This is a genomic window from Streptomyces sp. NPDC048196 (genome assembly GCF_040652715.1).
GTDB lineage: Bacteria > Actinomycetota > Actinomycetes > Streptomycetales > Streptomycetaceae > Streptomyces > Streptomyces siderophoricus.
Window position 1 is genome coordinate 1 of record NZ_JBEZMM010000018.1, and the last position, 17,452, is coordinate 17,452.

Consider the following 17,452-nt stretch of genomic DNA (forward strand, 5'->3'; position numbering starts at 1 on the left):
GCCCTCACCGGCGAATCCACACCAACCTGGCGAACCGAAACAGGCAACCCACCCACAACAGCCTGAACCCAGATCAGACGCCCTCTTAGGGGGCGGTCGAACAGATCCCCTAAGGGACACATGCCCCCCTTCGGGGCCGCAACGGGTCAGGGGGCGGGGATATTCCCGCGGTCGGAACGGCCCGTCAGAACGGCCCCGTCAGAACGGCCCCGTCGGGGCGCCGCCCTCGGGGGGCAAGCTCAACGCCGCATTCCCAACGACCGCTTGAGGAAGTCCACCTGGAGCAGCAGGAGGTTTTCGGTCACCTGTTCCTGGGGCGTCATATGGGTCACGCCGGACAGTGGCAGGACCTCGTGCGGGCGGCCGGCCGCCAGCAGGGCCGAGGACAGGCGCAGTGAGTGGGCCACGACCACGTTGTCGTCCGCCAGGCCGTGCACGATCAGCATCGGGCGGTGCGGCTCCCGTGCCCCGGCCAGCCCCTCGTCCGTGACCAGCGAGTTCTCCGCGTAGACCGCCGGTTCCTGGTCCGGATGGCCGAGGTACCGCTCCTGATAGTGGGTGTCGTACAGCCGGAGGTCGGTGACCGGGGCGCCGACCACCGCGGCATGGAAGACATCGGGCCGGCGCAGCGCGGCCAGCCCGGCCAGGTAGCCGCCGAAGGACCAGCCGCGGATCGCCACCCGGTCGAGGTCCAGGGGAAAGGATCCGGCCAGTGCCTGCAGGGCGTGCACCTGGTCGTCCAGGGTGATCTCGGCGATCCGCCGGGAGACCGCCTTCTCCCAGGCGGGGGAGCGGCCCGGGGTGCCCCGGCCGTCCGCGACGATCACCGCGAACCCCTGGTCGGCGAACCACTGCGAGGTCAGATGCGCGTTGTGCGCGGCGACCACCCGCTGGCCGTGCGGACCGCCGTACGGGTCCAGCAGCACCGGCAGCGGACCGTCGCCCTCCGCATAGCCGTCGGGCAGCAGCACCGCGCACGGGATCTCCCGCTCGCCGGCCAGGACCAGCCGGGGCCGGGCGGTGAGCGCCGGCTCCTCGGCGTACGAGCCGATCGTGGCGAGGGTCTTCTCCCCGCCGTCCGGGTCCAGCCGGACCACGTCCACCTGGGTGCCGGGGCGCTCCAGCGACGTCTGGGAGAGCACGGTCAGCGCGCCGCCGCGCACCGCGGAGGACACCGTCGGGTACGGCCGGTCGCCCACCCGCTCCCAGCCGCCCTGGTCGCCGCTGCCGCGGAACCAGGCGCGGTAGACGCCGATGTCGTGCATGTCGGCGCCGCTCGCGGAGAACAGCACGTCCTCCTCGCCGATGTCCAGCACCGCCCGGACGTGCAGCGGCGCCCCGGTCAGCGGCCGGTCGCCGACGAACAGCTTGCGCGCGCCGCCCTCGTCGGCGATCCGCACCAGCCGGCCGTCCGGCGTCCAGGCCGGCACGCCGGGGAACGGCTCGACCCATGCCTCGTCCTCGTCCTCGTGCACGGTCCGGGTCGCGCCGGTCGCGGTGTCGACCGTCAGATAGCGCTGGTCGCGCTGGTCCCGGGCCTGGACGAGGAGCAGCGGCGGACCGGCCGCGGACCAGTGGACGCGGGCGAGGTAGGGGTAGCGGCCGCGGTCCCAGTCGATGTCGGTGCGGGAGCCGTCCAGCCCGAACAGGGTCAGCGAGACCTCGGCGTTGGCGGTGCCGGCGGCCGGGTACGCGATCCGGGCGGGCTCGCGGTCCGGGTGCGCCGGGTCGGAGATCCACCAGCGCCGCACCGGCGCCTCGTCCACCCGTGCGGCCAGCACCGCGTCGCTGTCCGGGGACCACCAGAAGCCCCGGTACCGCCCCATCTCCTCGGCCGCGATGAACTCCGCGAGGCCCCAGGTCACCTCGGGTCCGTCCGGCTCGGCCAGCACCCGGTCGGCCGTCCCGCCGCCGTCCGACGTCGTCGCGCCGTCCACCGCGACCACCCGCAGCCGGCCCTCCGCCACGAAGGCCACATGCCGGCCGTCCGGGGCAGGGCGGGGGTCCACCACCGGGCCCGGCACCGGGAGTTCACGCGTGGTGCCGGCCCGCAGCTCGGAGACGAACAGCCGGCCGGAGAGCGGGAACGCCGCCAACTCCACGGCGGCGTCCGTGGCATACCCCACGATGCCCGCCGAACTCTCCCGGCTGCGCTCGCGGCGGGCGCGCTCCTCGGGGGAGAGGTCCTCCGCCGCGCCGGCCAGCAGTGCCTGCGGATCGGCGGCGGTGAACTCCCGTCCCTCGTCCAGGTCCAGCACCCACAGCTGCTGGCTGCGCTCGGTGCCCGAGGGGGAACGGAGGAAGACGATCCGGGCGGCGTCGGGGGAGACGGTGTAGCTGCGCGGGGCGCCCAGGGTGAAGCGCTGCGTACGGGCGTACTGGCGCGGGAACGAAGGCTGTCCGGTCATGGGCCGAGCCTAGGCGAGGTGTCCCCGGATCGGGCCGCTTCGGGAGCGGGGGATTGCCCGGCTCACCGCGTCGCGCTCGTGAAGATCGTGTGCGCCCCTGCTCTGCTTCCGTGCTCCGACTTATGCGCTTGGACGGAAAGTTATGATCCCTTGCGCGTAGTGGGTACGGGGTAAAGAGCCCTTGGCATACCCCGGTGTACGGGTCCGCGACGGCGGTCCGTGCACCATCAACTCTGTTCGGGCCGTGGATACTTGGAGGTGAGCCGCCGTGGCACTCTCGATTTCGGCGGTGGTGCTGCTGGCGATCATCGTCTTCTTGCTCGTCAAGAAGGCCGGGCTGAAGGCCGTGCATGCCTTCGTCTGTATGTTGCTGGGCTTCTATCTGGCCAGCTCGTCCATCGCACCGTCGGTCAAGCAGCTGACGACGAACGTCGCCAGCATGATCGGCGGCATCAAGTTCTGAGCAGCGGGTTCCGGGCAGCGTGCCGAGCGGCGCGGGCTGAGCGGCGCGTGCTGGGCGGTACGTCCTGAGCGGTGCGTTCCGGCCGGTCCCCGGCCGGCGTACCGAGCGCGGGGTGAGGGTGTCGGTGGCGGCTCGTAGGCTTGTCCGCATGACCGCGCACCCTCCCTCCGCCCGTCGTCTCCTGCTGGTCCACGCCCATCCGGACGACGAGTCGATCAACAACGGCGTGACCATGGCCAAGTACGCGGCCGAGGGCGCGCTGGTCACCCTCGTCACCTGCACGCGCGGCGAGGAGGGCGAGGTGATCCCGTCCGAGCTCGCGCACCTCGCGCCGGACCGGGACGACACCCTCGGCCCGCACCGCGTCGGTGAGCTGGCCGCCGCCATGGCCGAGCTGGGCGTCACCGACCACCGCTTCCTCGGCGCGCCGGGCCGGTACCGCGACTCCGGCATGATGGGCGCCCCGCAGAACGACCGGCCCGACTCCTTCTGGCAGGCCCCGCTCGACGCGGCCGCCGCCGATCTGGTGGCCGTCATCCGTGAGGTCCGCCCGCAGGTCCTGGTCACCTATGACCCGAACGGCGGATACGGCCACCCCGACCACATCAAGGCGCACCGCGTGGCCATGCGCGGCGCCGAGCTGGCCGCGCGGGCGGATTTCCGGCCGGAGCTGGGCGGCGCGTATGCGATCGGGAAGATTTACTGGAACTGCAACCCCCGTTCCGTGGTCGAGGAGGGCTTCGCGCGGCTGCAGGCGGCCGGGCACAGCTTCCCCGGCGTGGCCACCGTCGACGACGTACCGGGGGTGGTGCCGGACTCCGAGGTCACCGCCTCGATTTCCGGCGGCCCGGCGTACGCCACCGCCAAGGCGGCGGCGATGCGCGCCCACTACACCCAGATCGCGGTCGACGGGCCGTTCTTCGCGCTCTCCAACGACTTGGGGCAGCCGCTGTTCGGCACGGAGCACTATCGGCTGGTGCACGGAGTTCCAGGGGTGGCGGCCGGGGACCGTGAGGACGACCTCTTCGCGGGTATCGGCGAAATGGTGGGTATGGAGGAGAGTGCCCGGATCGAGGAGGCGGCGGAATGAGCACGGCGAAGGGCGGCAACGGCGGCGCGGCCGCTGACGACGGCAAGGGCGGCGCGGCCGGGAGGGGGCGCTCGCGCGCGACGTCCGGCGGCGGGCCCGGGCCCGGAGGGCGGTCCGGCGCACCGGCCGCACCCGCGGCCGGGCCGGCACCGCTCACCCCCGGCCGGATCGGCATATACGTCCTGCTCCTGGTCGCGGGCGTGCTGGTGGCGCTGGCCGGGACGCTGGTGCAAGCCGCCTGGTTCCCGGGCGGATTGGTGCTGGCCCTGGCGGCCGTCGGCGGCCTCTTCTACGGCGGCACCCGGGCGAGTGGCACCACCGCCGGCGCGCTGGTGCCCGGCGCGGCCTGGCTGGTGACGGTGTTCGTGCTGCTGAGCGACGTCCGGCCGGAAGGCGACTTCCTCTTCGGTCCCGGCGCCGGCTCCTACGTCTTCCTGCTGGGCGGCATCGTGGTGGCTGTGATCTGTGCCACCGCGGCCCAGATGCGCACGATGGGCGCCCGGCCCGGCCGAGTTGGCGGATGACGTGGTGCATACCGGGACGAATGCCGTGCGGGTCCGGGCCAACGGCCCCGGTCCAGGGGGTTCGCCCATGGCGGCGGTGTTCGTAAGCTCCCCGGGTGTCCGCCTGCGGCGGACAGTATGGTGGTGCGCGCCGTCGCGCCGCCCTGGGGGCACCCTCCGGTCCTGAGACCGGGGATCATCTCTGACGAGCGGCGGAGCGCCAACCGGGAGAACCTGCTTTGAGTCGTGAATCTGACAGTTCGTCCTCCGGCCCGCGGGGCCGTGGCGGAGCCGCGTACCCGTCGGGGACGCCGCCGTACGGCTCGCCCAGGGGAGACGCCGACGAGGGGCTGGCGCCCGGTGCCGCGGCGCAGCCGGAGGAGCCCAAGACCGAGACCACGCTGACGACGCGGATCAAGATCAACATTCCGGGCTCCCGCCCGATCCCGCCGGTCGTCGTGCGCAAGCCCGTCGGTGAGGAGTCCGGTATGAACGCATCGGCCGCTTCCGGCGGTTCCCGCGGCGCCCCGCGCCCGGCGCGCGGTGCCGAGCGCGGTGCCGAACGCACCGGCAGCACCCCCCGCCCGGAGGCCGCCGCGGACGACGCCACCACGGGCGGCCGCGGCGACAAGACCAGCGACTGGTTCGCGCCGCGCAAGCCGCAGGCCGGACCGCCCCCGGCGGCCGGCTCGTCGTCGAGCACCGGATCGCACCCCGCGCCGCCCGCCCCGGGCGGCCCGACCCCGCCGCGCGGCCCGTCGGGCACCGGCGCGCCCCAGCGCCCCGACCTGCCGTACTTCTCCGACGCCCCGGTGGCGCAGGGCAGCGGCTCGCCGTTCGACGAGGGCGGCCGGCCCGGTGGCCCCTCGCCCTTCGACGGCGGGCAGCCGGACGCCGGTTCGCCCTTCGACGGCGGCCCGCGGGACGCCGGTTCGCCGTTCGACGGCGCGGGGCACGGCAGCGCCTCGCCGTTCGACGCGCCCCCCGGCGTGGCCCCGGACCACAGCCCCTTCGACGCCCCGGTGGGCCCGGGCGGACCCGCCGGCCCCACCACGGGCCCGGCCAAGGGCGACTCGGCACTCAACCTCCCGCCCGGCTTCGGCGGCCCGGCACCGAAGATCGACGACACCGCCGAACTCACCCCGCAGGCCCCCGGACCGCTGACCGGCCCGGGCAGCGGCCTCGGCGCCGGCGGCATCTCGGGCGGCCTGCCCGGCTCGCAGGCCGGCCCGGCCGCCGGTGGCCCGAAGGGCGGCACCCGGGGCCAGGCGCCCGGCCGCCGCGACCGGGTGTCCGGCGACACCCTGGTCAGCGGCATCCCGGCGACCCCCGGGGCGGACGGCCCGTCGGCCCCCTCGCCGTTCGCCTCCGCACCGGGTGACGGCGACAGCGCGGCCCCCAAGCCACGGCCCAAGATCCCCGAGCCGATCAACCCGCCCAAGAAGGGCCGCAACAAGCTGGTCCTGGCGGCCGTCGCGGTCGTCGTCCTGGCCGGCGTCGCCTACGGCGCGGGCCTGCTGCTCGACCACGCCGACGTGCCCAACGGCACCACCGCGCTCGGCGTGAACATCGGCGGCGCCACCAAGGAAGAGGCCGTCAAGAAGCTGGAGTCGGCGCTCAAGGACCGCCGCACCGCGCCGCTCAAGCTCACCGTCGACGGCAAGGCCGCGACCCTGCTGCCGGCCAAGGCGGGCCTGGACATCGACCCGCAGGCGACGGTCCGCAACGCGGCCGGCCGGGACTACAACCCGGTCTCCGTCATCGGCTCGCTGTTCGGCGTCGACCGGACGGCCAAGCCCGCCATGGTCGTCGACGACGAGAAGCTGGCGGTCGCGCTGGAGAACATCGCCGGCCCCGGCGGCGCCGCCGAGGACGGCGGGATCACCTTCGAGAACGGCAAGGCGGTGCCCCACTACGGCGTCCCGCACAAGGCGATCGACGTCAAGTCGTCCCGCCAGAAGGTCGCCGACGCCTACCGTGAGCGGGTCACCAACGGCACCGACACCCCCGTGGTGCTCGCCGCCGGCACCCAGCAGCCGCGGGTGAGCAAGGCCGCGGTGGACCGGGCGATGAAGCAGTACGCCGAGCCCGCCATGTCCGGCCTGGTGACGGTCCGTACGGGCGCCCACGCGGTCTCCTTCAGCCCGCAGAAGTCCATCCCGAAGTTCCTGTCGTTCAAGATCGGCAGCAACGGCGAGCTGGTGCCGTACTACGACCGGGCGGCCCTGAAGCAGCTCTACGGCGACACCTTCAACGGCGTCCTGCTCACCAAGGGCGACGGCTCGAAGAAGCCGATCACGGTCGAGGAGGTGGCCAGCGCGGTCGCCAAGGCGCTGCTCGGCCGCACCCCCGCCGAGCGGATCCAGACCATCGGCGCGGACGGCTGACGGACCGTAGGCACCCGGCCGGCCACCGGCCCGAGGCCCCCTGGAGGCACTCCCGGCGCACCGCCCCGGGAGAACCCCTAGGGGGCCTCCCCCATGACAGATGTCATGCCGGAGTGGGTACGTCCGACACTGCCGGGCACCGGGGCGCGACCGGGAAGCTGGCACCATGACGACGACAGCGACCAGCACAGTCACCGCCGCCCAGGAGGCGGGCCGGGCACCGGTGGTCAGCTTCCGTCAGGTCAGCAAGAGCTACGGCGCGGTGCGCGCGGTCGCCGACCTGAACCTGGAGCTGCACCCCGGCGAGACCGTCGCCCTCCTCGGCCCGAACGGCGCCGGCAAGTCCTCCACCCTCGACCTGCTGCTCGGCCTGCGCAGCGCCGATGCCGGCACGGTGACCCTCTTCGGCACCACCCCGCAGCGCGCCATCGAACAGGGCAGGGTCGGCGCGATGCTGCAGAGCGGCGGCCTGATGGAGGGCGTCAAGGTCCGGGAGCTGGTGAAGCTGGCCCGCGATCTGCACCCGCGCGGCGCTCCGCTCGACGAGGTCCTGGCCACCGCCGGCATCACCGAGATCGCCGACCGCATGGTCGACAAGCTCTCCGGCGGCCAGGAACAGCGGGTCCGCTTCGCGCTCGCCACCGCCGGCGCCAACGACCTGATCGTGCTGGACGAGCCGACCACCGGCATGGACGTGACGTCCCGGCAGACCTTCTGGGGCGCGATGCGCAAGCAGGCCCAGCAGGGCCGCACGGTGCTGTTCGCCACCCACTACCTCGAAGAGGCCGACGCGATCGCCGACCGGGTGATCGTGCTGCACCGCGGCCGGGTGCTGGCCGACGGCACCGCCGCCGAGATCAAGGCCCGGGCCGGCGCCCGCCGGGTCACCTTCGACCTCGACGAACCGGCCGACCACGACGCGCTGCACGGCCTGCCGCACCTGACCTCGCTGACCGTGTCCGACAGCGGCTCCGCCGCGGGCTCCCGCCGCACCGTCCGGATCCAGTCCCGGGACGCCGACGCCACCGTGCACGCCGTCTACCGCCTCGGCCTCTACCCGCACAACCTGGAGGTCTCCGGCCTCGGCCTGGAGCAGGCCTTCATCGCCCTGACCACCGCGTCCGACCAGAGCCCCGCCACCGCCGAGGAGGCGGCCCGATGACCACCCTGATCAAGCTGGAGATCGTCCGCGCGCTGCGCAACAAGAAGTTCATGTTCTTCTCGGTGATCTACCCGCCGGCGCTGTACCTGATCATCGCCGGCGGCGCGGACAGCACCCCGATCCCCGGCATGAAACTGAACATGGGGCTGTACTTCATGGTGTCCATGGCAGCATTCGGTGCCATGACCGCCGTGCTGCTGGGCAACAGCGAGCGCATCGCCAAGGAGCGCGAGAAGGGGTGGGTGCGGCAGCTGCGGCTGACCGCCCTGCCGGGCCGCGGCTACGTCGCCGCCAAGGTGGCCGCCGCCGCGACCGTCAGCCTGCCGTCGATCGTGCTGGTCATGCTCGCCGCCGCGGTCGTCAAGGGCGTCCGGCTGGAGGCCTGGCAGTGGCTGGCGATCGCCGCCGGCACCTGGCTCGGCAGCTTCGTCTTCGCCGCCCTGGGCGTCGCCATCGGCTACCTGGCCACCGGTGACGCGGTCCGCCCGATCGCCATGCTGATCTACTTCGGCCTGGCGTTCCTCGGCGGCCTGTGGATGCCGCTGACGATCCTGCCGCAGTGGGTGCAGGACATCGCCGAATGGCTGCCCACCCACGCGTACACGGCGCTCGGCACCGCCGTCGAGGCCGGTGGCGCCCCGCACATGAAGGACATCGCCCTCCTCGCCGGCTACCTGGTGCTGTTCGCCGGCGGCGCGGCCTGGCTCTACCGGAAGGACAGCCGCCGGGCATGAACGGAGCGGAGACCGACGACAACCCGGTGATGATCGGCACCCCGCCGCGCACCCGCCGCCAGGCGCTGGTGAAGTCCGGCTGGATCGTCATCTGGTTCCTCTACCTCGCCGGCCCCATCGGGAGCCTGGCCGAGGGCGGGCTGTCCCCGGCCCGCGAGGTGCTGGGCTGGAGCGGTCTCCTGACGTTCGTCGGCGTCTACTTCGTCCTGGTCTTCCGGCACATGGCCCACCGGCCGGTGCCCTCGGGCGTGATCCGGGCGGCCGTGGTCTTCATCGCGGCGCTGGCCGTGCTGCTGGCCTCGACGCTCGGCCCGAACTGGCTGGTGCTCTTCACGTTCGTGTGCGTCGCGGTCGCGGTCACCCAGCCCTTCCGGACGTCCCGGTGGGCCATCCCCGCACTGACCGCCGTCCTCGTCCTGGTCGGCACGCGCTACCCGGACGTCCGGATCTACCTCTTCGCGTACGCCCTGCCCTGCCTGCTCAGCGGCTTCGCGATGGTCGGCGTGCAGCACCTGATCCGTACGACCCAGGAACTGCGCGCCGCCCGCCAGGAGGTCGCCCGGCTCGCCGCCAACGACGAGCGGCTGCGGCTCGCCCGCGATCTGCACGACCTCCTCGGCCACTCGCTCTCCCTGATCACGCTCAAGAGCGAGCTGGCCGGCCGGATGCTGCCGGACCGCCCGGACGACGCCGCCCGCCAGGTGGCCGACATCGAACGGGTCAGCCGGCAGGCGCTGGTCGACGTGCGGGAGGCGGTCACCGGCTACCGCCGCCCCCGGATCGCCGTCGAGCTGGCCGGGGTCCGGGCCGCACTGCGCACCGCCGGCATCACCGCCGCCGTCGACCCGGCGCTGGACGACGAGCACCGGGGCCTCGCGGCCGACGAGGAGACCGCGCTGGCCTGGGCGCTGCGCGAGGCGGTCACCAACGTCGTCCGGCACAGCTGCGCCCACCGCTGCGAGGTGCTGCTGACCGAGGAGTGGGAGGCCGACGAGCGGCGCTACCTGTGCCTGGCGGTCATCGACGACGGCATCGGACCGCCGCGCGGCGGCGGACACGACGGCAACGGCCTGACCGGCCTGCGCGAGCGACTGGCCCTGACCGACGGCCGGCTGGAGACCGGCCCGGCCCCGCGCGGCCGCGGCTTCGCCCTGCGCGCCTACGTGCCGCTGGCCGCCCCGGCCCCCTCACCGCCCGCCGCCGAGACCTTCCCGGAGCCGCTGCCGGACCAGGCGTAGCCCCCGGCCGTACGCCCACCCGGCGGGCCGCGCCCACCCTCTAAGCTGACCGGCATGATCAGGGTGTTGCTGGCCGAGGACCAGTCGATGGTCCGGGAGGCGCTGGCCGCGCTGCTGTCACTGGAGGCGGACCTGGAGGTCGTCGCACAGGCGGCGCGCGGCGACGAGGTGGTGGCCACCGCGCGGGCACACGACGTGCACGTCGCCCTGCTGGACATCGAGATGCCGGGCCTCACCGGCCTGGACGCGGCGGCCGCGCTGCGCCGCGAGCTGCCCGGCGTGAAGATCGTCATCCTCACCACCTTCGGCCGCCCCGGCTATCTGCGCCGCGCCATGGAGGCCGGCGCGGACGCCTTCCTGGTCAAGGACGCCCCGGCGGCCCGGCTCGCGGACGCGGTGCGCCGGGTGCTGCGCGGCGAGCGGGTCATCGACCCGGCGCTGGCGGCGGCCGCGCTGGCCGACGGCGCCAGCCCGCTCACCGAGCGCGAACGGGAGGTGCTGCGGACCGCCGCGGACGGCTCCACCAACGCCGAGATCGCCGCCGCCCTCCACCTCTCCCAGGGCACGGTCCGCAACTACCTGTCCACCGCCATCCAGAAGACCGGTGCCCGCAACCGCGCCGAGGCGGTCCGCACGGCCCGCGACAAGGGCTGGCTGTAAGCACCCCGGGGCACCGCCCCGCGCGCCAGGGCCGCCGGCCCCGGGACCTTCTCCCCGGTGCGCCGTCGGGTGCCGTCCCGCAGGCTTGAAGTGTTATGCCCCTCAACCGCGCCCCGGAGGGCGGCCGCGGCACCACCGTGGTGCTGATCCTCGTGATCGTCGGCGTCACGGTCCTGGACGCGGTCGACATCGGCCCCGAACTGCACCAGTCCGCCTTCCTGGGCATCGCCCCGCTGTACGCCGCGCTGCGCTGCTCCCTGCGGCGGACCGTCCTGGTCGCGGCCGTCTACCTGCTGTGCCTGACGTACGTCGACACCTTCACCACCGTCGACTGGGCCCCGGTCAGCCGGACCACCGCCGTCTTCGGGGCCTGCCTGGCGGCGGCCTTCTCCGTGATGCTGTGCCGCGTCCGGCTCCAGCGGGAGGCGCTGCACGCCCGGACCAGCCTGGTGGCCGACACCGTGCAGCGGGCCATGCTGCGCGAGCTGCCGCTGCGCGCCGGCCCGGTCGAGGCGTACGGCTTCTACGTCTCCGCCCAGGAAGGCGCCCGGGTCGGCGGCGACATCTACGAGGCCGTCGACACCCCGCACGGACTGCGGCTGATGATCGGCGACGTCCAGGGCAAGGGCATGCCGGCGATCGGCGCCGGGCTGGAGGTGCTGGCGGCGTTCCGGGAGGCCGCGCACTACCACGACGCCCTGGAGACGGTGGCCGACCGGATGGAGCAGGCGCTGGCCCGCTACAACACGCGCTCGGCCGAGCAGGGCACCGACGAGCGGTTCGTCACCGCGCTCCTGATGGAGGTGCGGGACGGCGGCGCCGGACCGCCGCGCGGCCGGGTGCTGTCCTGCGGCCACATCCCGTACTACCTGATCCGCGACGGCGCGGTGTACGAGCGCCAGGACGGCGAGGGCGGGCTGCCGCTGGGCCTGGGCACGCTCGGCGGCGAACCGCGGCGCGGCGTGCCGGTCCGCCCGGAGCCCGGCGACCGGATCCTGCTGTGCACGGACGGCGTGACCGAGGCGCGCGGCCCGGACGGCACCTTCTACCCCCTGGGCGAGCGGCTGGCCGGCTGGACCCGGCTGGCACCGCCCGAACTGGCCCGCACGCTGCGGGCCGACCTGGAGGGCTTCACCGGCGGCGACCTCAAGGACGACGCCACGGTCCTGGTCGTCGGCCGCCTGGCGGAGACGGCTCAGTTGAGCATCGCGCGGGCCGCCGCGGCCTGACGGCGAATCGCCTCCGCACCGGCCGGGTCGACCGCCGCCACCACCTCGGCGTACTCCGTCAGCTCCGCCGCCCCTTCGAGGAACTCCCCGCGCCGGACCAGGAGTTGGGCCCGCTCCAGGCGCAGCCGCGCGGGACGGCTGGGCAGCAGCAGCGCCAGGTCCAGCGCCCACAGCTGCACCGCGCTGTGCTCGGGCCGGGCCTCGGCCCAGGCCCGGATGTTGTTGAGCACCCGCAGCACGATCTCCAGCGGACCGGCCGGGGCCGTCATCGGCCGGGTCAGCTGCCCGCCGGTCGCCCCCGCGACCAGCAGCGCCGCGTCCTCGTCGGTGAGCAGCCGCCCGCCGGCGAACGGATCGGCGAGCACATGCGCCCCGGCCGGATCACCGAAGCCGACGACGAAATGGCCCGGCAGCGCCACCCCGTACACCGGCGCGCCGGCCCGCCGGGCGACCTCCATCCACACCACCGACAGCAGGATCGGCAGCCCGCGGCGGCGCCGCAGCACCTCGTGCAGCAGCGAGGAGGACAGCCGCCGGTAATCGGCGGGCGAGCCGCCGAAACCGCAGCGGGTGCCGAGCAGCTCGGCCAGATTGCGGGCCCAGGCCCCCGGGCCGCCCGCCGGGTGGTACGGCAGCAGCCCGGCCAGCCGGTCCAGCTCGATCTGGGCCGCGTCCAGGCCGGCCTCGTCCAGTCCGGGATCGGCCTCGGCCGCCACCAGCAGGCAGAGCAGGGACAGATCGGGCCGCTCCTCGCGGGCGGCCGCCGCGAACCGGCGCCGCCGCGCGGCCCGCGCGTCCGGCTCCGGCCCGGGTTCCTCGGGCGTACGGGATGCCATACCCGACCGATACCCGTTCAGCGCCCGCCGGGCAGGGCCCGCCGGTAGTGGTAGCCGTGGTGGTCGGTGAAGCCGAGCCGCTCGTAGAGCGCCAGCGCGCCCTCGTTGTCCGCCTCGACCTGGAGGTACGCCGCGGAGGCGCCCTCCTCCAGCGCCCGTTCGGCGAGGGCCGCCATGACCAGTGAGGCCAGCCCCTGCCGCCGCTCGGCCGGGGCCACCTCGATCGCCGCGAAGCCGGCCCAACGGCCGTCGACGACCAGCCGCCCGATGGCCGCCGTGCCGCCGCCCTCGCCCCGTACCGTCGCGAACCACACCGACGGGCCGCCGGTCAGCACCTGCCAGGCGGTCGGGGTGGGGCCGCCGGCGTCACCGGTCCGGTTGTAGAGGGCCAGCCAGGCGTCGCCCGGCTGGCGGGAAAGCGTGACGCGGGAGAGGTCCGCGTCGGTGTCGGCCAGCGGGGCCAGCGCCGAGATCAGGACCCGGGTGTGCGCCTCGGCGGTCCAGCCGCGCCGCGCCAGTTCCGCGGCCAGCGCGTCGTCGGCGTCCGGGCGGCCGGTGGCGACCGTGATCAGCGGCGGCAGCCCGCGCGCCGCGTACCACTGCGCGATCCGCTCCAGCGCGGTGTCCAGCGGCACCCCGGGATCGCCGAGCGGCAGCACGGAATTGCCCCGCCTGGTGAAGCCCACCCGTCGCCCGGCCACCACCCCTCCGGGACCGGCTTCGCCGGGCACCTCCTGCACGCTGGCCCGCAGCGTCCACTCCCCGAGACGCTCGCTCTCGGTGGCCGGCCAGCCGCGCGCCGCGACCTCCTGGAGCTCGCGCGCGCCGGCGGAGGGGACCTTTCGGCGGGGCCGGGCGGCGGGAATCACCTTGGCGGCGACCAGCGAGGACTCCTCGATCCGTACGCACTCACCGGAGCGGCGTGTGATGCTCAGCACACCCTCGTCCCACGATGTGAGCACCCCGACCGCGTCCGTGAACGCCGCTCCCCCCTCCCGGTCCCCGGTGAGGCGCCGGACGGATACCCTTTTGCCCACGTCAGCACGGGTGATGCGGACCTCCGCGCGACCGCCGGCCAGGAATTCCATCGCTCAAACCGCCCCTCTTGTTCGTCTCGTGCCCGGGAACGGAGATACTAGGTGGCGGGCATCGACGACGCCGCGCTCCCGCGCGCCCTGCGGCGGTACCGCCAATCGGTCCGCCGGCCCTAACGAGGAGGAACGACAGCGTGACCTACGTCATCGCGCAGCCTTGTGTCGACGTCAAGGACAAGGCGTGCATCGAGGAGTGCCCGGTCGACTGCATCTACGAGGGCTCCCGGTCCTTGTACATCCACCCGGACGAATGCGTCGACTGTGGCGCCTGTGAGCCGGTCTGCCCGGTTGAGGCCATCTTCTACGAGGACGACACTCCGGAGGAGTGGAAGGACTACTACAAGGCGAACGTCGAGTTCTTCGACGAGCTGGGCTCGCCCGGTGGCGCCAGCAAGCTCGGCCTGATCGAGCGCGACCACCCCTTCATCGCAGCGCTGCCGCCGCAGAACCAGTAACCGACCGGGCGGAGGGAGCCGGCCGGCTTCCCCTCCCCGGCGTCATCAGCGGCCGCACGGCGCCGCCACGGTCCCGTACGGCCCGATCGCCTTGATCGCCGCCGTACGGGACCGAGGCGTTTGCCGCACCGAGGAAAGTGAGCCACCCCGTGTCCGCAGTCTCCGCACGCCCACCCGCCGCCCACCACCGCCCTTCCACGGCGTCGCTTCGCGACCGTCTTCCGGTCTTCCCCTGGGACAAGCTGGAGCCGTACAAGAAGACGGCCGCCGCGCACCCGGACGGGATCGTCGACCTCTCCGTCGGCACCCCGGTCGACCCGGTCCCCGAGCTGGTCCAGAAGGCGCTGATCGACGCGGCGGACTCCCCGGGCTATCCGACGGTCTGGGGCACCCCCGCCCTGCGCGACGCGATCACCGGCTGGCTGGAGCGCCGTCTGGGCGCCCGCGGGGTCACCCACCACCACGTCCTGCCGATCGTCGGCTCCAAGGAGCTGGTGGCCTGGCTGCCGACCCAGCTGGGCCTCGGCCCCGGCGACAAGGTCGCCCACCCGCGCCTGGCCTACCCCACCTACGAGGTCGGCGCCCGCCTGGCCCGCGCCGACCACGAGGTCTACGACGACCCGCGCGACCTGGACCCGACGCACCTGAAGCTGCTCTGGCTGAACTCGCCGTCCAACCCGACCGGCAAGGTCCTGTCCAAGGACGAGCTGACCGGCATCGTCGCCTGGGCCCGCGAGCACGGCGTGCTCCTGGTCTCCGACGAGTGCTACCTCGAACTGGGCTGGGAGGCCGACCCGGTCTCGGTCCTGCACCCGGACGTCAACGGCGGCTCGTACGACGGCCTGGTCGCGGTCCACTCGCTCTCCAAGCGCTCCAACCTGGCGGGCTACCGCGCGGCCTTCCTGGCCGGCGACCCGGCCGTCCTCGGCCCGCTGCTGGAGATCCGCAAGCACGGCGGCATGATGACCTCGGCGCCCACCCAGGCCGCGGTGGTGGCGGCGCTCGGCGACGACACGCACGTCCACGAACAGCGCGAGCGCTACGCGGCCCGCCGTACGGCGCTGCGCGAGGCGCTGCTCGCCGACGGCTTCCGCATCGAGCACAGCGAGGCGTCGCTCTACCTGTGGGCGACCCGCGACGAGGCCTGCTGGGACACCGTCGGCGCCCTCGCCGAGCGCGGCATCCTCGTCGCCCCCGGCGAGTTCTACGGCGCCGCGGGCGAGCGGTTCGTCCGGATCGCGTTCACGGCCACCGACGAGCGGGTGGCCGCCGCGGTGGGCCGCCTGGCGGGATGACCGCCGCCTGACGCCACGCATACAGGGGCCCGGGGAGACACCCTCCCCGGGCCCCTGCGCGTCGCCGGCGCGTCCTTACGCCTGGCCGCCGACCGGCAGCCCGCCGAGCAGCCCGCCCGGCGCCTGCTTGCCGAGCAGCCCGGTGGCCTTGCCGGCCAGCGCGTCGGGCGCGCCCAGCAGCCCGGCGGCCTTCCCGGCCAGCGCGTCCGGCGCGCCGAGCAGCCCGCCGGCCGCCTTGAGCGGCAGCGAGTCGGTCGAGAGCCCGTCCTTGGCGACCGGGCGCACCACCTTCTCGGCCTTGTCCGTCGCGCCCTGGGTGAGCGGCATGGCCTTCTTGACGACCGGGCCGGCCGTCTCGACCAGCGCCGGGGCGAGCTTGGTCGCCGCCTTGTTGCCGGCCTCGTTCAGCACGCCGACGCCGTGGTGCGCGGCGCGGTCGAGGGTGTCGCCCGTCTTGTGGGAGTCCAGGGGCGCCGTGAGTCCGCCGAGCAGGTCGGGTGCCTTGACAGGCAGGTTCGCTGCGCTCGCGGTACCGGCCGCAGCGATCACGGGAGCGGCGCCTGCTGCGACGAGCAGGGCGGCTCGGGCGATCCGACGCGTTACGGGGAGGGACATGGTGCTCCTTTTACGGAGAAGGACTCGGACTTCTGACAGATGTGCTGTGCCATGTCCGCCGGGCGGACGCCTTGACTACCGCGCCAGACCCCCGAAGGTTGCGGTGAACTCCGGTAAAGAGTTGGTAACGCATCGCATAATCGGGCGTGCCGAAAGAAGGGCGATATGGACACGCATCCGCGGGTGCGGAAACGTCACGGCCCTTGTCCTGCAAGGGAATTGACGGGAAAGACATTTCCCCGGACGTCAACTCGCGCCATTTCCAAGGAAATTGCCGCCGCCGGTGCTCCCGGGGAACCCTTACGGGCGATGCCGCAAACTATTGCGCGGTGATGATACGAACGTCGCGCCCGTCCGCCGCGGAACCACCCGGCCGGTTCTGCCAGCCCTTCCCCGAATCGGCCGCCGTCCACGTCCGGCCGGCGTAAGAGATCTGTTCGATGCGCAGCTCCGCGGAGTGCGCCATCGCCCAGGTCGCCAGCTCCCAGCCGCGCCGGGCACCCTCGGAGCCCGGGACTGCGCCCTGCCCGCCCGGCCCCACCGGCACCGTCAGCCCGCGGCCCCCGCCCGCACCGCGGCCCCCGGCGGCGTCCGTCCGCGGCAGCACCCCGGCCCCGAACTCCCGCACCAGCTTCTCCCGCACCGTCGCGGCGCCACCCGCCCGGCTGTCCTCCGGCCGGCTCTCCGTGCAGGTCATCGCACCCGGGTCGCGCCCGGTCAGCGCGCCGGTCAGCCGCGCGGCGTTCGCCTCGTGCTTCGCGTACGCCTGCGGATAGCCGCTGCGCTGCACCTTCTGCGCGGCGACGGTCAGCGGCAGCCGGGAGTAGCCGGGCACCTTCGCCAGATGCCGGTAGAACTCCCCGGCCGAGTAGACCGGGTCCATGATCTGCCGCACCGTGCCCCAGTCCTGGGACGGCCGTTGCTGGAAGAGCCCGACCGAGTCCCGGTCGCCGAATTCGATGTTGCGCAGCCCGGACTCCTGCATCGCGGTCGCCAGCGCGATGGTCACCGCACGTTCCGGCAGGCCCCGCGAGGACGCCACCGCCGAGATCGTCGCGGCGTTCGCGGCCTGCTCCGGCGACAGCTCGTACGCCTCCTCGTCCCCTTCGGCGCGCACCGTGCAGTGCGGCGCTCCGGGGCCGCCGGTGATGTACTGCACCAGGAGGTAGCCGGCCAGCCCGAGCAGTACGGCGAAGGCTGCGGCGAAACGCCACAGACGCGTGCGGCGGACGGCAAAAGCGGGGCGGGCGGACACGAGCCCACCGTACTGGAGTGCTGCCGAT

16 protein-coding genes are annotated in these 17,452 nt (G+C 74.0%); 11 read left to right on the top strand and 5 right to left on the bottom strand.

All coding sequences use genetic code 11. From position 1 onward, the window contains the following. Positions 1-239: 239 nt before the first annotated feature. The gene (locus tag AB0E02_RS19265; protein WP_362140895.1) at positions 240-2,408 is read right to left on the bottom strand and encodes a prolyl oligopeptidase family serine peptidase; all 2,169 of its coding nucleotides are present in this window, start codon (positions 2,406-2,408) and stop codon (positions 240-242) included. A gap of 268 nt (positions 2,409-2,676) precedes the next feature. On the opposite strand from AB0E02_RS19265, the gene AB0E02_RS19270 reads away from it, so the two are divergent. From AB0E02_RS19270 to AB0E02_RS19310, 9 genes are all read left to right on the top strand, one after another. After that, positions 2,677-2,871 carry a hypothetical protein gene (locus AB0E02_RS19270; protein WP_360947039.1) on the top strand — a complete coding sequence of 65 codons (195 nt, stop codon included), beginning with the start codon at positions 2,677-2,679 and terminating at the stop codon, positions 2,869-2,871. A 148-nt stretch (positions 2,872-3,019) separates the two neighbouring features. Further along, a complete protein-coding gene (gene mshB, locus AB0E02_RS19275; RefSeq protein WP_362140897.1) occupies positions 3,020-3,961 on the top strand; it encodes an N-acetyl-1-D-myo-inositol-2-amino-2-deoxy-alpha-D-glucopyranoside deacetylase in 942 nt (313 codons plus the stop codon). Beyond that, positions 3,958-4,485, top strand: coding sequence for a DUF6113 family protein (locus AB0E02_RS19280; protein ID WP_362140900.1), 528 nt, complete (start codon positions 3,958-3,960; stop codon positions 4,483-4,485). Before mshB ends, AB0E02_RS19280 begins: the two co-directional genes overlap by 4 nt. Before the next feature lie 218 nt (positions 4,486-4,703). Continuing rightward, positions 4,704-6,851 (top strand): hypothetical protein, encoded by a 2,148-nt coding sequence (locus tag AB0E02_RS19285; protein WP_362140902.1) that lies wholly within the window; start codon positions 4,704-4,706, stop codon positions 6,849-6,851. Between the two features lie 166 nt (positions 6,852-7,017). Next, positions 7,018-8,013, top strand: a complete 996-nt coding sequence (locus AB0E02_RS19290) for an ABC transporter ATP-binding protein (protein ID WP_362140904.1) — start codon at positions 7,018-7,020, stop codon at positions 8,011-8,013. Next, the gene (locus tag AB0E02_RS19295) at positions 8,010-8,747 is read left to right on the top strand and encodes an ABC transporter permease (protein WP_362140906.1); all 738 of its coding nucleotides are present in this window, start codon (positions 8,010-8,012) and stop codon (positions 8,745-8,747) included. Before AB0E02_RS19290 ends, AB0E02_RS19295 begins: the two co-directional genes overlap by 4 nt. Then, on the top strand, positions 8,744-9,985 hold the full coding sequence (locus AB0E02_RS19300) for a sensor histidine kinase (protein ID WP_362140908.1): 1,242 nt from the start codon (positions 8,744-8,746) through the stop codon (positions 9,983-9,985). The genes AB0E02_RS19295 and AB0E02_RS19300 overlap by 4 nt, the downstream gene beginning before the upstream one ends. 54 nt (positions 9,986-10,039) lie before the next feature. Then, positions 10,040-10,645, top strand: coding sequence for a response regulator transcription factor (locus AB0E02_RS19305; RefSeq protein WP_362140910.1), 606 nt, complete (start codon positions 10,040-10,042; stop codon positions 10,643-10,645). Positions 10,646-10,740: 95 nt separating this feature from the next. Further along, positions 10,741-11,874, top strand: coding sequence for a PP2C family protein-serine/threonine phosphatase (locus tag AB0E02_RS19310; protein WP_362140912.1), 1,134 nt, complete (start codon positions 10,741-10,743; stop codon positions 11,872-11,874). Here AB0E02_RS19310 and AB0E02_RS19315 read toward each other — a convergent pair. After that, positions 11,841-12,710 (bottom strand): transglutaminase-like domain-containing protein, encoded by an 870-nt coding sequence (locus AB0E02_RS19315; protein WP_362140914.1) that lies wholly within the window; start codon positions 12,708-12,710, stop codon positions 11,841-11,843. The two genes, AB0E02_RS19310 and AB0E02_RS19315, sit on opposite strands and share 34 nt — an antisense overlap. 17 nt (positions 12,711-12,727) lie before the next feature. Next, on the bottom strand, positions 12,728-13,798 hold the full coding sequence (locus AB0E02_RS19320) for a GNAT family N-acetyltransferase (protein WP_362140916.1): 1,071 nt from the start codon (positions 13,796-13,798) through the stop codon (positions 12,728-12,730). A 140-nt stretch (positions 13,799-13,938) separates the two neighbouring features. On the opposite strand from AB0E02_RS19320, the gene fdxA reads away from it, so the two are divergent. Continuing rightward, a complete protein-coding gene (gene fdxA, locus AB0E02_RS19325; protein ID WP_018089397.1) occupies positions 13,939-14,259 on the top strand; it encodes a ferredoxin in 321 nt (106 codons plus the stop codon). 149 nt (positions 14,260-14,408) lie between these two features. Beyond that, complete coding sequence (locus AB0E02_RS19330; RefSeq protein ID WP_362140918.1) at positions 14,409-15,554, top strand: bifunctional succinyldiaminopimelate transaminase/glutamate-prephenate aminotransferase; 1,146 nt, start codon at positions 14,409-14,411, stop codon at positions 15,552-15,554. A gap of 75 nt (positions 15,555-15,629) precedes the next feature. On the opposite strand, the gene AB0E02_RS19335 is transcribed toward AB0E02_RS19330, so the two are convergent. Both AB0E02_RS19335 and AB0E02_RS19340 read right to left on the bottom strand, forming a co-directional pair. Continuing rightward, positions 15,630-16,169, bottom strand: a complete 540-nt coding sequence (locus AB0E02_RS19335) for an ATP-binding protein (RefSeq protein WP_362140920.1) — start codon at positions 16,167-16,169, stop codon at positions 15,630-15,632. A gap of 319 nt (positions 16,170-16,488) precedes the next feature. Beyond that, complete coding sequence (locus AB0E02_RS19340) at positions 16,489-17,424, bottom strand: heavy metal transporter (RefSeq protein WP_362140922.1); 936 nt, start codon at positions 17,422-17,424, stop codon at positions 16,489-16,491. Positions 17,425-17,452: the final 28 nt, after the last annotated feature.

What these genes read in the sequence shown, in the direction of transcription:
- AB0E02_RS19335 (WP_362140920.1), bottom strand. Translation starts at nt 16,169, where the DNA reads ATGTCCCTCCCCGTAACGCGTCGGATCGCCCGAGCCGCCCTGCTCGTC.
- AB0E02_RS19290 (WP_362140904.1), top strand. Translation starts at nt 7,018, where the DNA reads ATGACGACGACAGCGACCAGCACAGTCACCGCCGCCCAGGAGGCGGGC.
- mshB (WP_362140897.1), top strand. Translation starts at nt 3,020, where the DNA reads ATGACCGCGCACCCTCCCTCCGCCCGTCGTCTCCTGCTGGTCCACGCC.
- AB0E02_RS19320 (WP_362140916.1), bottom strand. Translation starts at nt 13,798, where the DNA reads ATGGAATTCCTGGCCGGCGGTCGCGCGGAGGTCCGCATCACCCGTGCT.
- AB0E02_RS19295 (WP_362140906.1), top strand. Translation starts at nt 8,010, where the DNA reads ATGACCACCCTGATCAAGCTGGAGATCGTCCGCGCGCTGCGCAACAAG.
- AB0E02_RS19310 (WP_362140912.1), top strand. Translation starts at nt 10,741, where the DNA reads ATGCCCCTCAACCGCGCCCCGGAGGGCGGCCGCGGCACCACCGTGGTG.
- AB0E02_RS19305 (WP_362140910.1), top strand. Translation starts at nt 10,040, where the DNA reads ATGATCAGGGTGTTGCTGGCCGAGGACCAGTCGATGGTCCGGGAGGCG.
- AB0E02_RS19315 (WP_362140914.1), bottom strand. Translation starts at nt 12,710, where the DNA reads ATGGCATCCCGTACGCCCGAGGAACCCGGGCCGGAGCCGGACGCGCGG.
- AB0E02_RS19280 (WP_362140900.1), top strand. Translation starts at nt 3,958, where the DNA reads ATGAGCACGGCGAAGGGCGGCAACGGCGGCGCGGCCGCTGACGACGGC.
- AB0E02_RS19265 (WP_362140895.1), bottom strand. Translation starts at nt 2,408, where the DNA reads ATGACCGGACAGCCTTCGTTCCCGCGCCAGTACGCCCGTACGCAGCGC.
- AB0E02_RS19300 (WP_362140908.1), top strand. Translation starts at nt 8,744, where the DNA reads ATGAACGGAGCGGAGACCGACGACAACCCGGTGATGATCGGCACCCCG.